At 67.9% G+C, this 14,384-nt stretch carries 11 protein-coding genes; 8 read left to right on the top strand and 3 right to left on the bottom strand.

Annotated features, from left to right (window positions below):
• The first annotated feature begins 86 nt into the window (after positions 1 to 86).
• From FCE95_RS07495 to FCE95_RS07485, 3 genes are read left to right on the top strand one after another with little or no spacing between them, the layout of a single operon-like run.
• On the top strand, positions 87 to 6,008 hold the full coding sequence (locus FCE95_RS07495; RefSeq protein ID WP_223266810.1) for an Hpt domain-containing protein: 5,922 nt from the start codon (positions 87 to 89) through the stop codon (positions 6,006 to 6,008).
• Positions 5,995 to 7,401: a chemotaxis protein CheB gene (locus FCE95_RS07490; RefSeq protein ID WP_137266304.1), complete on the top strand. Its 1,407-nt coding sequence runs from the start codon at positions 5,995 to 5,997 to the stop codon at positions 7,399 to 7,401. Before FCE95_RS07495 ends, FCE95_RS07490 begins: the two co-directional genes overlap by 14 nt.
• 25 nt (positions 7,402 to 7,426) lie before the next feature.
• Positions 7,427 to 7,900 (top strand): chemotaxis protein CheW, encoded by a 474-nt coding sequence (locus FCE95_RS07485; RefSeq protein WP_137266303.1) that lies wholly within the window; start codon positions 7,427 to 7,429, stop codon positions 7,898 to 7,900.
• A gap of 139 nt (positions 7,901 to 8,039) precedes the next feature.
• On the opposite strand, the gene FCE95_RS07480 is transcribed toward FCE95_RS07485, so the two are convergent.
• Together FCE95_RS07480 and bioA are read right to left on the bottom strand one after the other, a co-directional pair.
• Complete coding sequence (locus FCE95_RS07480; RefSeq protein ID WP_137266302.1) at positions 8,040 to 8,774, bottom strand: 16S rRNA (uracil(1498)-N(3))-methyltransferase; 735 nt, start codon at positions 8,772 to 8,774, stop codon at positions 8,040 to 8,042.
• A 172-nt stretch (positions 8,775 to 8,946) separates the two neighbouring features.
• The gene (bioA, locus tag FCE95_RS07475) at positions 8,947 to 10,341 is read right to left on the bottom strand and encodes an adenosylmethionine--8-amino-7-oxononanoate transaminase (RefSeq protein WP_137266301.1); all 1,395 of its coding nucleotides are present in this window, start codon (positions 10,339 to 10,341) and stop codon (positions 8,947 to 8,949) included.
• A 53-nt stretch (positions 10,342 to 10,394) separates the two neighbouring features.
• Here bioA and nudE point away from each other — a divergent pair, with 53 nt between their 5' ends.
• The 4 genes from nudE (at position 10,395) to FCE95_RS07455 (ending at position 13,145) form a co-directional block, all read left to right on the top strand.
• On the top strand, positions 10,395 to 10,955 hold the full coding sequence (nudE, locus tag FCE95_RS07470) for an ADP compounds hydrolase NudE (protein WP_137266300.1): 561 nt from the start codon (positions 10,395 to 10,397) through the stop codon (positions 10,953 to 10,955).
• Complete coding sequence (gene cysQ / locus FCE95_RS07465; protein ID WP_137266299.1) at positions 10,939 to 11,733, top strand: 3'(2'),5'-bisphosphate nucleotidase CysQ; 795 nt, start codon at positions 10,939 to 10,941, stop codon at positions 11,731 to 11,733. The genes nudE and cysQ overlap by 17 nt, the downstream gene beginning before the upstream one ends.
• A gap of 105 nt (positions 11,734 to 11,838) precedes the next feature.
• Positions 11,839 to 12,696 (top strand): nucleoside triphosphate pyrophosphohydrolase, encoded by an 858-nt coding sequence (mazG, locus tag FCE95_RS07460; RefSeq protein WP_137266298.1) that lies wholly within the window; start codon positions 11,839 to 11,841, stop codon positions 12,694 to 12,696.
• A 146-nt stretch (positions 12,697 to 12,842) separates the two neighbouring features.
• Positions 12,843 to 13,145 (top strand): Mpo1-like protein, encoded by a 303-nt coding sequence (locus FCE95_RS07455; protein ID WP_137266297.1) that lies wholly within the window; start codon positions 12,843 to 12,845, stop codon positions 13,143 to 13,145.
• Between the two features lie 78 nt (positions 13,146 to 13,223).
• Here the strand turns inward: FCE95_RS07455 and FCE95_RS07450 are convergent, their stop codons facing one another.
• Complete coding sequence (locus FCE95_RS07450) at positions 13,224 to 13,568, bottom strand: DMT family protein (RefSeq protein WP_137266296.1); 345 nt, start codon at positions 13,566 to 13,568, stop codon at positions 13,224 to 13,226.
• Between the two features lie 101 nt (positions 13,569 to 13,669).
• Between FCE95_RS07450 and FCE95_RS07445 the strand changes: the two genes are divergently transcribed.
• Positions 13,670 to 14,383 (top strand): response regulator transcription factor, encoded by a 714-nt coding sequence (locus FCE95_RS07445; RefSeq protein ID WP_137266295.1) that lies wholly within the window; start codon positions 13,670 to 13,672, stop codon positions 14,381 to 14,383.
• The last annotated feature ends 1 nt before the right edge of the window (position 14,384 follow it).

Here is a 14,384-nt window from a genome sequence, read left to right as displayed (position 1 = left end):
ATTCAAACCCGCTGTGGGAGGGGCTTCAGCCCCGACTGCCGCCCGTCGCGGCTGAAGCCGCTCCCACAAAAGCAGGGAGCGGTTCTGTGACGGCACTGCGGGAAGCAATCGACTACACCACGCTGGGCTGGGTCAAACCCGAGCTCGACGAGACCCTGCGCCAGACGCAGAGCGAGATCGAGGGCTACGCCGAAGATCCGGCCGATCCGAGCCGGATGCGATTCGCCGCCGGCTTCCTGCACCAAGTGCAGGGCACGCTGCGGATGGTGGAGCTGTACGCGCCGGCGATGGTGGCCGAAGAGATGGAGGCGCTGGCCAAGTCCATCGCCGCCGGCCAAGTCGGCAACCGCGACGAGGCCTGCGCCAGCCTGATGCGCGGCGTGGTGTTGCTGCCCGATTATCTGGAACGCTTGCAGGGCGGGCACAAGGACATCCCGATCGTCCTGTTGCCGCTGTTGAACGAACTGCGCGGCGCGCGCGGCGAAAAGGGCCTGAGCGAAAGCGTGCTGTTCGCGCCCGATCTGGACCGCCCGCTGCCGGTGACGCTGCCGCAGCCGATCGACGCGCCGGCGCGCCAGCGCGAAACCGACGCCCAGCCGCTGCTGGCCGAATTGCGCGAAGCGCTGGCCGGCTGGACCGAAAACACGCCCGGCGATTACGCCACGCTGGCGCAGTCGCTGCAGGGTTTGCTCGGCTTGGCCAGCGATCCCGCCGCGCGGCGCATGCTGTGGGTGGCGACCGAAACCGCGGCCGCGCTGCGCGACGGCGGCCTGGGCGGCGTCTATTCGCTGCGCGAAGCCTTCGGCAGCGTCGAACGCGAAGCGCGCCGCGAATTCGGCGACAGCGATGGCGTCTCGCGCGGCGCCAATTCGCAATCCGAATCGACCCGGCAATTGCTTTATCACGTCGCTCAGGCCACCGAGCCGCATCCGGCCCTGGACGCCTTGCGCGCGACCTTCGGCCTGGTCGGCGACGAACCGAGCGAATCCGAGCTCGCGCACGCGCGCGGCAGCCTCAGCGGGCGCAACCGCGCGCTGCTGGACACCGTCGCCGGCGCGATCAAAGAAGATTTGTTGCGGATCAAGGACGCGCTCGATCTGCATCTGCGCACCAGCCGCACCGACGCGGGCGAACTGCAGCCGCAGGTCGTCGCCCTGGACCGCGTCGCCGACACGCTCGGCATGCTGGGACTGGGCGTCGCCCGCGACGTCGTGCTCCAGCAGCGCGACGCGCTGCGCGAACTCACCTCCGGCGAGCGCCCGGCCGACGAAGACGCTTTGCTCGACGTCGCCGGCGCGCTGCTGTACGTCGACGCCTCGCTCGACGACCAAGTAGCGCGCCTGGGCCAACCGGGCGCCGGCGGCGACCAGCAGGAAGACCTGCTCGCCACCGAATCGCACAAGGTGCTGGAAGTGCTGGTGCGCGAGGCGATCGCCAATTTCGCCGACGCGCGCCAGGCCTTCGTCGCCTTCGTCGAGACCAATTGGGATCACGGCCAGCTCGCCGAAGTGCCGCGCCTGCTGACCGAAGTGTCCGGCGCGCTGCGCATGCTCGAACTGCCCGAGCCGGCCAACTACCTGGAAGGCGTGAAGCGCTACACCGACGCCGAATTGGTTTCACGCAAGCGCGTCCCCAACGGCCGTCAGCTCGACACTTTGGCCGATGCGCTGGCCAGCCTCGAGTACTACCTGGAGGCTTTGCGCGACCGCCGCCAGAATTCCGACGAGATCCTGGCGATCACCCGGCAAAGCCTGGAATCGCTGCGCTACTGGCCGTTGCCGCAGGCTCAAGCGCAAACGCCGGCCGTCGAACTGGTGCAGGACGAAACCCGGCAGCAGATCGATGAACTCGTCGCCGCCGAAGCCGCGCCCGCGCCCGTCTCGCACGCTCCTGCGGCGCACGAACTGCAGGCCGTCGAAGCGGGCAGCGGCGGATTCGATTTCAGCAACGACGAAATCGACGACGAAATCCGCGAGGTCTTCCTCGAGGAATTCGAAGAAGAGATCGCCAACCTCGGCCAGTTGCTGCCGCAATGGCGCGAACAACCGGACCAGCTCGATCGCCTGCGTCCGATCCGTCGCGTCTTCCACACGCTCAAAGGCAGCGGCCGGCTGGTCGGCGCGCGCGTGCTGGGCGAGTTCAGCTGGAAGGTGGAAAACATGCTCAACCGCGTGCTGGACGGCACGCGGCCGCCCACGCCGGCGGTGCTGGCGTTGGTCGACACCGCCTACGGGGCGCTGCCGCAGTTGCACGCCGCGCTGAGCGGCGCCGCGCCGCTGACCGCCGATCTGGCGGGCATCGAAGCGGTGGCCGACCGGCTCGGCGCCGGCGAGGAAGCGATCTACGACGCACCGGCCTACGTGCCGGCGCCGGTCGTCGAAGCGCCCGCGCCCGTCGAGGCCGAAACCGCGCCGGCATCGGCGTCGGTCGAGCAGCGCGCGGTGAAAGTGGATGCGGTGCTGTTGGAGATCCTGGCGGTCGAAGTCGAAGGCCATTTGCAGACCGTCGACGCTTGGGTGGAGCGCTCGCGTCCGACGCCGCAGCCGGCCGACGACGCGCTGCTGCGCGCGATCCACACCATGAACGGCGCGTTCGCGATGACCGAAGTGCCGGAAATCGTCGATGCGACGTTGCCGGCCGAAGCCTACGTCAAGCGTTTACTGGCCGCAGGCCGCTTGCCGGAACCCGAAGGCGTCGCCGCGCTGGCCGAACTTGCGGACCAGATCCGCGCGACCGTCGCCGGCTTGCAGAAGCCGGCCTCGACCGTGCCGGTGCAAACCTTGCTCGCGGTGCGTTTAATCGATTTGCGCGACAGCCTGCCGGAACCGAGCGTGTCGATCTTCGGCCTGGAAGAAGAAATTCCGGCCGTCGACATGAGCGACGAACCGAGCGCGGAAGAAACGGCCGCGGCCGCCGAAGCCGAACGCCTGGAAGCCGAGCGCGCCGAAGCCGAACGCGCGGAAGCGGCGCGGATCGAAGCCGAGTCGCTCGAAGCCGAACGTCTCGAAGCCGAACGTCTCGAAGCGGCGCGCGTGGAAGCCGAGCAGGCCGAAGCGGCGCGTCTGGAAGCCGAGCGCGCCCAAGCCGCGGAAGCCGAAGCGGCCCGCTTGGAGGCCGAACAAGCCGAAGTCGCCCGACTTGAAGCCGAACGCGCCGAAGCCGCCCGCCTCGAATCCGAACGCGCAGAAGCGGCCCGTCTGGACGCCGAGCGCACCGAAGCCGAACAAGCCGAGGCGGCGCGTCTGGAAGCCGAGCGTGCGGAAGCCGCACGCATCGCCGAAGAAGAGGCGGAATACGCGCGCCTCGAAGCCGAATACGCCGAAGCCGACCGCATCGCTCGCGAACAGAAGCTCGAAGCCGAACGCGCCGAAGCCGCCCGCTTGGAAGCCGAGCGTCTGGAAGCGGAACGTCTCGAAGCCGAGCGCGCCGATGCGGCCCGTTTGGAAGCCGAGCGCGCCGATGCGGCCCGTTTGGAAGCCGAACGCGCCGAAGCCGCCCGCCTCGAAGCCGAACGCGAGCAAGCCGAAGCGGCGCGCCTGGAAGTTGAGCGCGCCAAAGCCGCGCGCTTGGAAGCCGAAGCCGCACTGGCTGCCGAAGCGGAAGCCGAAACCGAAGACGACGGCGCCGTGGCCACGCTGCTGGCCGGCGTGATGGCTTCGACCGAAGATCCGGACGAAGCGCTCGACCTCACCGATCTCGACCCTGAGCTCATCGACATCTTCGTCGAGGAAGGCGGCGACATCCTCGATCACGCCGACGGCCTGCTCGCGAAATTGCGCGAGGCGCCCGAGGACCGCGAACCGCTGGTCGGCCTGCAGCGCGATCTGCATACGCTGAAGGGCGGCGCGCGCATGGCCGGCATCATGGCCGTGGGCGATCTGGGCCATGCCATGGAGTCGCTGCTCGAAGCGGTGGCCGAACACCGTTCCGAACTCGGCCGCGACGGCGTGCCGCTGCTGGAGCGCGGGTTCGATCGCCTGCACGCGATGATCGGCCGCGTCGCCGCGCGCCGCGCCGTAGCGGTGCCGGCCGGGCTGATCGAAGAACTCGATGCGCGCGCCCGCGGCGAAAGCGCCGTCGGTGCGCCTTCGCGGCCCGCCGCCCAGCCCGCGGCGCCCGCGCCTGCGCCCGAACTCAAGCCCTTGTCGGCGCCGATCGAAGCCGGGCAGGGCGACGAGGAAGACATCTCCGTCCGCGCGCCGCAAGAGCAGGTGCGCATCCGCGCCGATCTGCTCGACCGGCTGGTGAACTACGCGGGCGAAGTCGCCATCTACCGCGCCCGCCTGGAACAGCAGCTCGGCAACTTCCGCACGGCGATGGGCGAAATGGAGCAGACCAACGCGCGTCTGCGCGACCAGCTGCGCCGCCTGGACATCGAAACCGAAGCGCAGATCATCGCCCGCTACCAGCGCGAGCACGAAACTTCGGACCAGACCTTCGATCCGCTGGAACTCGACCGCTTCTCGACCCTGCAACAGCTCTCGCGCGCGCTCGGCGAATCCGCCGCCGACTTGAGCAGCTTGCAGGGTTCGATGGAGGATCTGACCCGACAGTACGAAACCTTGCTGCTGCAGCAGTCGCGCGTGAGCTCGGACCTGCAGGAAGGCCTGATGCGCACCCGCATGGTGCCGTTCGACGCGCTGGTGCCGCGCTTGCGCCGCGTGATCCGCCAGGCCGCCAGCGAAACCGGCAAGCAGGTGCAGCTGAAGCTCGACGGCGCGCAGGGCGAACTGGACCGCAACGTGCTCGAGCGCATGACCGCGCCGCTGGAACACATGCTGCGCAACGCGGTCGCGCACGGCCTGGAAACGCCGCAGCAGCGGCGCAAGGCCGGCAAGCCCGAAGAAGGCACGGTACGCATCGCGATGCGCCGCGAAGGTTCGGAAGTGGTGCTGGAAGTCGCCGACGACGGCGCCGGCCTCAACCGCGCCGCGATCCGCAAGCGCGCCGAAGAACGCGGCCTGGTCCGTCCCGACGCGATCCTGGCCGACGCCGACCTCGATACGCTGATCCTGGAATCGGGCTTTTCCACCGCCGACACGGTCAGCCATTTGGCCGGCCGCGGCGTCGGCATGGACGTGGTCCACAGCGAAGTGCGGCAGCTCGGCGGCGCGCTCGACATCGTGTCGCGGCCCAAGCAGGGCGTCACCTTCACCATGCGCCTGCCGCAGACCCTCGCGGTCACCCAGGCGGTGTTCGTGCGCATCGGCGAGACCAGCTTCGCGGTGCCGATCGCTTCGGTCCGCGGCGTCGGCCGCATCGAGCGCGACCAATTGGGCAATGCCGATGCGGTCTACCGCTACGGCGGCGAAGATTACGCTTTGCACGATCTCGGCTCGCTGCTCGGCCACGCGCCGGCCAAGGCCGAAGGCCAATTGCAGGTGCCGCTGCTGCTGATCCGCTCGGGCGACCTGCGCGCGGCGGTCAGCATCGACCAAGTGCTGGGCAACCGCGAAATCGTGGTGAAGCCGGTCGGTCCGCAGGTCGCTTCGGTGCCCGGCATCTTCGGCGCCACGATCATGGGCGACGGCAGCGTCGTCGTGATCCTGGACATCGCTCCGCTGGTGCGCCGCCAGGCCGCGCTGCCGCGCGAACCGGCCGCCGCGCAGCCCGCCGTCGATCGCGGCGTGCCGCTGGTGATGGTGGTCGACGACTCCGTCACCATGCGCAAGGTCACCGGCCGCGTGCTGGAGCGCCACAATTTCGAAGTCGTCACCGCGAAGGACGGTCTGGACGCGCTGGAGCGGATGGCCGAGCGCGTGCCCGACCTGATGCTGCTCGACATCGAAATGCCGCGGATGGACGGCTACGAGCTGGCCACCACGATGAAACTGGACCCGCGCTTGCGCAACGTGCCGATCGCGATGATCACCTCGCGTACCGGCGAGAAGCACCGCCAGCGCGCCTTCGATATCGGCGTCGAGCGCTATCTCGGCAAGCCGTATCAGGAGCAGGAGCTGATGCGCAACGTATTCGATTTGCTGGGCCTGACCCGTGACCACGCCTGAGCCGAACGCGTTGGGTTCCCCGCGCCGCACCGTCCTGCTCGCGCAGCCGGGCGCCGCCAGCGACCGCCTGCGCGAAGCCTTGCGCCAGGCCGGCGCCGAGGTGGTGCTGGTGGCCGATCCTTCCGGCGTCGCCGTCGATGCGGTGATCGCCGCCGAACCGGACAGCGTGCTGGTCGCGCTCGATCCCACGGTCGAAGGCCAGCTCGAGCGCTTCGACGCGGTGCTGGGCGATCCGTCGATCACCGTGATCTTCGACGAAGCCGAATTGGCCGCGCGCCGCGAAGGCTGGGACGCGGCGCGCTGGTCGCGGCATCTGCAGGCCAAGCTTTACGGCCACGACGATGTGCTGCCGCCCGGCCAGAGCGAAACCGACGACGATTACCTGCCGCAACCGGGCTTGCCGGTCACGCCGGAACAGCACCACGCGCAGGCTGCGTTCGGCGATTACGCCGAAGAGGCCGATCTGGTGACGGACGTGCTGCCGATCGATGCGGTGGGCGCGGGCTTGGCCGAAGTGGACGAGGTCGACGCGGACATGCTCGAAGTCGATGAGACCGAACTCGGCGCGATCGACTTCAGCAGCTTCGACATCAACGACGAACGCAGCGAACCCCGGGCGACGCCGCAGGAAAACGTGGCCGGCTTGGACGAATTCCTGTTCGCCACCGGCAGCGATGAAGAGCCTGTGCCGCAAGCGGCCGCAACGCCCGCGGCGCCGGCCCGCAGCTTCAATCACCAAGACTGGAGCTTGGACGAAAGCGAAGCGGCGGGACATAAGCCGCGCGCCGAGGCCCTGTCGTCGAACCATATCGAGGATTTGGAGCGCCGCATCGCCGGTCTTTCGCTCGCCGACACCGACAGCTACGGGCACGGACCGTTGCGCGGCGCGGTGGTGTTGCTGGCCGGCCTGGGCGGCCCGGACGCGGTGCGCCAGATATTGAAGGGCTTGCCGGAAGGCTTCCCGCGGCCGGTGCTGATCCGGCAACGGCTCGACGGCGGCCAATACGACAAGTTGGTCGGGCAGATGGCTCGCGCTTCGGCGATGCCGGTGCAGCTGGCTACGGCCAACGTCGCGCCCGAACCCGGCAACGTGTACGTCGTGCCGCCGAACTTGGGCCTGGTGCGCAAAGGCGCCGACTTGCTGTTCGCGGCGTCGGCGGATCCTTTCGAAGCGCTGCCGGCCAACGACACCGCGATCGTCGTGCTCAGCGGCGGCGACACGGCGGCGGTCGATCCGGCGATGCGCTTGGCGGCCGCCGGCGCGTTGGTCGCCGGCCAGTCGGCGGAAGGCTGTTTCGAACCCAGCGCGGCCAACGACGTCGTCGCGCGCGGCGGCGAAACCGGTTTGCCGGCGCGATTGGCCGAACGCCTCGCCGAACGCTGGCCGGTCTGATTCGATCTTGCGGTAGAGGAAACAAATGGCCACCACCACCGATATCCGCGGCGTCCTGATCCAGGTGAGCGGCGCGCGCCTGTTGCTGCCGAACGCGACCATCGCCGAAGTGCTTTCTTACGCGCAGCCCGAGCCCGTCGAGAACGCGCCGGATTGGATGCTGGGACGCATCCGCTGGCGCGGCTGGCGCTTGCCGCTGATCGCGTTCGCGCGCTTGGCCGGCATCGCCGAAGAAAGCGGCGCGTTGGGCAACAAGGTGCTGGTGCTCAAGGCGCTGGGCGGCGACGCCAAGCTGCCGTATTTCGCGCTGCTGACCCAGGGCTTCCCGCGTCTGGTGACGGTGGCGGAAAGCGAATTGGCGGCCGACGCCAATGATGGCGATGCGTTGCCGCCAGGCGTGCAGGCGCGCGTGCTGCTGCGCGAGGACCCGGCGTTGTTGCCGGATCTGGCCGCGGTCGAAAGCCGGATCGGCGAAGCGCTGCAGGCCGCAGCGGCCTGATCGGCGAAAAAAAAGCGGCTCCATTCGCTTTTTGTGGGAGCGGCTTTAGCCGCGAGCTTTCTATTCAATCACCATTAGGCTGCGCTTTGCGGGAAAGAGCTCGCGGCTGAAGCCGCCCCACAAAAGCGCATGCGCGGCATTAAAGATCGCCGAAACGCGCTTGCAATGCGGCGATGGCGGCCAGCCCCGCGGTCTCGGTGCGCAGCACCCGCGGGCCCAGGCGCAAGCCTACGAATCCGGCCGCGCGCAAGGTTTCGCGGTCGCGCGGCGACCATCCGCCTTCCGGGCCGATCGCCACGACCAGGCCGCCCGCCTCCGGCGCCTGCAGCGACGCCGAGGTGAATTCGCCGGTCGGATCGAGGGTCAATTTCAGCGCACCGGATGCCGCCGCGCTCGCGGCCGCGGCCGGCGCGGCCGGCGCCGCAAGTTCGGGAATCCGCGTGCGGCCCGACTGTTCGCACGCCGCAACGATCACGCTGCGCCAATGCGCCATGCGCTTCTCGCTGCGTTGCGCGTCCAATTTCACTTCGGTGCGCTCGGCCACCACCGGCACGATCCCGGCGACGCCCAGTTCGGTCGCTTTCTGCAGGATCAAGTCCATCTTTTCGCCGCGGGCGATGCCTTGCAGCAGCACGATCCGCAACGGCGATTCGTTGCCGACTTCGCGCACCGCCACGATTTCCGCTTCCGCGCCGCGCTTGCCGGCGGACAGCAGCCGCGCGTCGTAGTCGTTGCCGTCGCCGTTGAACAGGACGCAGGCGTCGCCTTCACCCAAGCGCAGCACCCGCACCAGATGCGCCGTCGCGTCTTCCGGCAGGGCCACGCGGCGGCCGACCGCCAGCGATAGGTCGACGTACGTGCGGGTCAGGCGCATACGTTTCTCGGCGACTGCATTTGATGTTCCCCCCTTTGAAAAAGGGGGGAGGGGGGGATTTGCTGTTGAAGTTGCTGTTGCTTCGAGAAAAGCAAATCCCCCGGTCCGCTGCGCGGCCCGCCCCCTTTTTCAAAGGGGGCGACAGCGGCATTGTCGTCATGGGCGGCGCAAATCACGCGGTCGCCTCGTCGATCGCTTCGCGCGTCACGCGCGCGAGCAACGCGAGCTGCTCGTCGTCGATGCAATACGGCGGCATCCAATAGAGGATGTCGCCCAAAGGCCGCAGCAGCACGCCGCGCCGCAGCGCCGCGCGGTAGGCGCGCAAGCCGATCCGTTCGGCGCGATCGAACGGGGTCCGCTTGTCGCCGTTCCGGGTCAATTCGAAGGCCGCGATCATGCCGGCCTGGCGCGCGTCGGCGACGTGCGGATGCTCGCGCAAGGGCGTCGCCTGCCCCGCCATTTTCGCCGCGATCGCGCGGTTGCGCGCCAGGACGTCGTCGGTCTCGAAAATGCGCAGCGAAGCCAGCGCCGCCGCACAGGCCAGCGGATTGCCGGTGTAGCTGTGCGAATGCAGGAAGGCGCGTTCGCGCGAATCGTCGAGGAAGCCGTCGTAGATCTCCTGCGTCGTCAGTACCGCGGCCAGCGGCAGGAAGCCGCCGGTCAGGCCCTTCGACAGGCACAGCAGGTCCGGCATCACGCCGCTTTGTTCGCTGGCGAACATCGTGCCGGTGCGGCCGAAGCCGACCGCGATCTCGTCTGCGATCAGGAACGCGCCGTGCACGTCGCACAGCTCGCGCGCGCGGCGCAGGTAGGCGGGATCGTGCATGCGCATGCCCCCGGCGCATTGCACGCGCGGCTCCAGGATCACCGCGCAGACTTCGCCGACGTGGTCGTCGAGCAGCCGCGCGAGCGCATCGGCCGCGTCTTCCGCGTGTCCGGCCGCGCTTTGCCCGTCGCGCGCCAGATAGGCGTCGGGCGAGGGCGCGAACAGCGCCTCGGCGAGCAGCGGCGCATAGGTGCGCCGGTACAACGGAATGTCGCCGACCGCGAGCGCGCCCAGCGTTTCGCCGTGGTAGCCGTTCTCCAAGGCTACGAATTTGGTGCGGCGCGTCTCGCCACGGTTGAGGTGCCAATGGAAGGCCATCTTCAGCGCCACTTCCACGCCGGCCGAGCCGTTGTCGGCATAGAACACCTTGGCCAGCGGCACGCGTCCGGCCTGGCGCGGCGCAATGGCCAACAAGCGCTCGGCGAGTTCGACAGCCGGCTCGTGCGAACAGCCGGCCAGGATCACTTGCTCGAGCGTGCGCGCCTGGCGCGCGATGGCGTCGGCGATGCGCGGCTCGGCATGGCCGAACAGGTTGGTCCACCAACTGCTCACCGCGTCCAGGGTGCGGCTGCCGTCCTGGCCGATCAGCCAGGCGCCGTCGCCGCGGGCCACCGGCAGCAGCGGCAATACGTCCGGGTGTTCGCGCATTTGCGTGCACGGATGCCACAGCACGGCCAGGTCGCGCGCGCGCCAACGCTCGGCGTCCGCTATCATCGAAGGGTCATGAGTTTCGTTCGCCATCCCCGCATTATCCCTTGCCCGGCCGCCGTCCGCTCCATCGCGGGTATTCCCCGATGACGCGCCGCCTGCCCACCATCCACGGCATCACCGAGCACGATGCCGGTCCGTACCGCATGGAACGGCTGGATCTGGAGTTCGGCAACGGCGAGCGCCGCAGCTACGAACGCCTGCATGGACGCGGCCACGGCGCGGTCGCGGTGGTGCCCATGCTCGACGACGACACCGTGCTGCTGGTGCGCGAATACGCCGCCGGCGTGCATCGCTACGAACTGGGCCTGGTCAAGGGCCGGATCGACGCCGGCGAGACGCCCGAACAAGCCGCCGACCGCGAACTGAAGGAAGAGGCCGGCTACGGCGCCCGCTCGCTGGTCGTGCTGCGTTCGCTGACCCTGGCGCCGGTCTATATGAGCCATCAGACGGCATTGGTGATCGCGCGCGATCTTTATCCCGAGCGCTTGCCCGGCGACGAACCGGAAGAACTGGAAGTGGTGCCTTGGAAATTGGACGACCTGCACGAGCTGATCCTGCGCGAGGATTTCTCCGAAGGCCGCTCGATCGCGGCCTTGTTCATCGCGCGCGAATGGCTGAGGCGGGGCGATGCCGATAAGCGCTGAACTGCGCGAAGGCGTGATCGCGCTGGCGCGCGATGCGGCCGCCGCCATCCTCGAAGTGTACGAAGGCGCGTTCGACGTCGAGCGCAAGGCCGATGCGAGCCCGCTGACCGCGGCCGATTTGGCCGCGCATAGCCGCATCGTCGCGGGTCTGGCGCGATTGACGCCCGACATCCCCGTGCTGTCGGAAGAGGCCGCCGACGAGACTCCGGCTGCGCAGCGCCGCGTCTGGGACCGGCTGTGGCTGGTCGATCCGCTCGACGGCACCCGCGAATTCGTCAAGCGCAACGGCGAATTCACCGTCAACATCGCGCTGATTGAAGACGGCGCGCCGGTGTTCGGCGTGATCCAGGCGCCGGTCGGCGGCGCGCTGTGGCACGGCGAAGCGGGACGCGGCGCGTTCCGCCGCGACGGCGACGAAGAACGCACGATCCGTGTCCGCGCGCCGGCCGTCATGCCGTTGCGCGTCGCGGCCAGCCGTTCGCATCGCGATCCGCGCACCGAGGCGTTGATGGCGCGTATCGGCGACACCGAAACGATCGCGCGCGGCTCCTCGCTGAAATTCTGCTTGCTGGCCGAAGGCGGCATGGACGTGTATCCGCGCTTCGGGCCGACCAGCGAATGGGATACCGCGGCCGGGCAATGCGTCTTGGAAGCTGCGGGCGGTTGCGTGATCGATCCGAAAGGCCGGCCGCTGCGCTACAACCAGCGCGATACGATCCTCAACGGCGATTTCCTGGCGCTGGGCGATCCGCAATTGCCGTGGCGGGATTGGCTTTAGCCCTCTCCCGCTCGCGGAAGAGGGCTGGGTGAGGGCGCGCGTGGTGCCGGATTGCTTCGCTGGCTGCTGGAAGGCGAAAGTCACTGGATTCCCGCCTTCGCGGGAATGACGGCTAAGAGCAAAGGCGAGGAGCAGCGCGTGACCAAAAACGAATCCGGCATCCAGCGCCTGCTGGAGATCATGGCTAAGCTGCGCGACCGCGAAACCGGCTGCCCTTGGGACGTCGAGCAAACCTTCGCCACCATCGCGCCGTACACCATCGAAGAAGCCTACGAAGTCGCAGACGCCATCGACCGCGGCGACATGCCGGGATTGAAGGACGAACTCGGCGATCTGCTGCTGCAGGTCGTGTTCCATGCGCGCATGGCCGAGGAGCAGGGCGCTTTCGCCTTCGCCGACGTGGCCGCGGCGATTTCCGACAAGATGACCCGGCGCCATCCGCATGTGTTCGGCGATGCCCACGTCGAAGACGCCGCCGCGCAAACCGTCGCTTGGGAAGAGCACAAGCGCCGCGAGCGCGAGTCGAACGGAGACGCCGACCGCTCGGCGTTGGCCGGCATCGCGCGCGGTTTGCCGGAGTGGCAGCGCGCGATCAAGCTGCAGAACCGTGCGGCGAAGGTGGGTTTCGATTGGCCCGGGCCGGCGCCGGTGATCGAAAAATTGCACGAGGAAATCGACGAGGTCCGCGCCGAGTTCGCCGCGTCGGCCGCCGCGCCCGAAGACGCGCAAGTCCGGGCGCGGTTGGAAGACGAGATCGGCGATCTTCTGTTCGTCTGCGCCAATCTCGCGCGTCACGCCAAGGTCGATGTCGGCAGCGCCTTGCGCTGCGCGAACCTGAAGTTCGAACGCCGGTTCCGCGCGATGGAGGCTTTGGCCGCCGCCGACGGGACCGAGCTTGCGGGCTTGCCGCTGGAAGCGCAGGATCGTTATTGGGACAGAGCCAAGGCCGCCGAACGCAGTTGAGGCTGCCGCTCGGTTTGTGTAGAGCGGAGCTTGCTCCGCTGCTTTTCGCGCGCAAGATCGTGCGCGATGATAAAGAGCAAGAGCAGCGGAGCAAGCTCCGCTCTACACGAACAAAAGCATATTGCAGGGTGTCGGGAGAGGCCGCGATGAGCCGTTTCGCCAGTTTCCGAGAGTTCTATCCGTTCTATCTCAGCGAGCATCAAAACAAAGTCAGCCGGCGCCTGCATTTCATCGGCAGCTGCGGCGTGCTGGCGTTGGTCGCCATCGCCATCCTGCGCGGCAATGCCTGGTGGCTGCTGGCCGCATTGCTCTGCGGCTACGGCTTCGCCTGGGTCGGCCATTTCTTCTTCGAGAAGAACCGGCCGGCGACCTTCAAGCACCCGTTCTATTCGTTCGCGGGCGATTGGGTGATGTTCAAGGACATCCTGGTCGGCAAGGTCAAGTTGTAGGGTGGGCTTTAGCCCGCCATCGCCATCTCCACATTTGCGCCATGCATGCGGCAGCACGACGGTGGGCAAAAGCCCACCCTACGTTTCCATGAAAATCAACCACGCCGCCACCGCGATCAGGGCGAACCCGGCCCAATGGTTCCACTTCAGCGGCTGTCCGAGGTAACCCGCCGAAAACACGGCGAACACCAACAGCGTGATCACTTCCTGCATGCCCTTGAGCTGGGGCGCCGAATAGACCGCGCTGCCCCAGCGGTTGGCCGGCACCTGCAGGCAGTACTCGAAGAAGGCGATGCCCCAACTGGCGAGAATCGCCCAGAACAGCGGCGTGGTCTTGTACTTCAGATGCCCGTACCAGGCGAACGTCATGAAGATGTTCGAACCCAGCAACAACAGGATCGGCATGAGTCTTTCGGGGGTCATGGCATGGCCTTCGCGGTGGCTTAGGTGGGTTAACAAGGGCCTTCACATTGTCTCGACCGCCGGATTGGCACCTTTCACAAAGCTGAAGGAACGGGGGTTGCATGAGGAATCCACAAGAGCCCGCAGGGCTGGTGCTGATCGTCGAGGACAACCGCAACATTTCGGAAATGGTCGGCGAATACCTGGAAGGCCGCGGTTTCGAGGTCGATTACGCGGCCGACGGTTTGGATGGCTATCGCTTGGCCACCGAGAACAATTACGACGTGATCGTCCTGGATCTGATGCTGCCGCGCCTGGACGGCATCGAGGTCTGCCGCCGCCTGCGCGAGGAAGCGCGCAAATCCACGCCGGTGCTGATGCTCACCGCACGCGACACCTTGGACGAAAAACTCACCGGCCTGGGCGCCGGCGCCGACGATTACCTGACCAAGCCGTTCGCGATCCAGGAATTGGAAGCGCGCCTGCGCGCCCTTATCCGCCGCGAACGACGCCAGGTCGGCGCCGAAGTGCTGAAGGTCGCCGACCTGGTGCTGGACCCGGCCAGCCTGCGCGCCACCCGCGGCGGCACCGAACTGCAGCTCTCGCCGATCGGATTGAAGCTGCTGACCATCCTGATGCGCGAATCGCCGCGTGTGGTCAGCCGGCAGGAGATCGAACGCGAGATCTGGGGCAACGGATTGCCGGATTCGGACACCCTGCGCAGCCATTTGTACAACCTGCGCAAGACCATCGATAAGCCGTTCGACCGGCCGTTGCTGCACACCGTGCAAAGCGCCGGCTACCGGATCGCGGACATCGAACATCCACCCGCCTGAC

Source organism: Luteimonas gilva (assembly GCF_005239095.1).
In the GTDB taxonomy this organism is placed as follows: domain Bacteria; phylum Pseudomonadota; class Gammaproteobacteria; order Xanthomonadales; family Xanthomonadaceae; genus Luteimonas_C; species Luteimonas_C gilva.
This window is presented reverse-complemented; position numbering and strand designations above follow the sequence as displayed.

What these genes read in the sequence shown, in the direction of transcription:
- bioA (WP_137266301.1), bottom strand. Translation starts at nt 10,341, where the DNA reads ATGGCGAACGAAACTCATGACCCTTCGATGATAGCGGACGCCGAGCGT.
- FCE95_RS07445 (WP_137266295.1), top strand. Translation starts at nt 13,670, where the DNA reads ATGAGGAATCCACAAGAGCCCGCAGGGCTGGTGCTGATCGTCGAGGAC.
- FCE95_RS07485 (WP_137266303.1), top strand. Translation starts at nt 7,427, where the DNA reads ATGGCCACCACCACCGATATCCGCGGCGTCCTGATCCAGGTGAGCGGC.
- cysQ (WP_137266299.1), top strand. Translation starts at nt 10,939, where the DNA reads ATGCCGATAAGCGCTGAACTGCGCGAAGGCGTGATCGCGCTGGCGCGC.
- FCE95_RS07480 (WP_137266302.1), bottom strand. Translation starts at nt 8,774, where the DNA reads ATGCGCCTGACCCGCACGTACGTCGACCTATCGCTGGCGGTCGGCCGC.
- FCE95_RS07455 (WP_137266297.1), top strand. Translation starts at nt 12,843, where the DNA reads ATGAGCCGTTTCGCCAGTTTCCGAGAGTTCTATCCGTTCTATCTCAGC.
- mazG (WP_137266298.1), top strand. Translation starts at nt 11,839, where the DNA reads ATGACGGCTAAGAGCAAAGGCGAGGAGCAGCGCGTGACCAAAAACGAA.
- FCE95_RS07450 (WP_137266296.1), bottom strand. Translation starts at nt 13,568, where the DNA reads ATGACCCCCGAAAGACTCATGCCGATCCTGTTGTTGCTGGGTTCGAAC.
- nudE (WP_137266300.1), top strand. Translation starts at nt 10,395, where the DNA reads ATGACGCGCCGCCTGCCCACCATCCACGGCATCACCGAGCACGATGCC.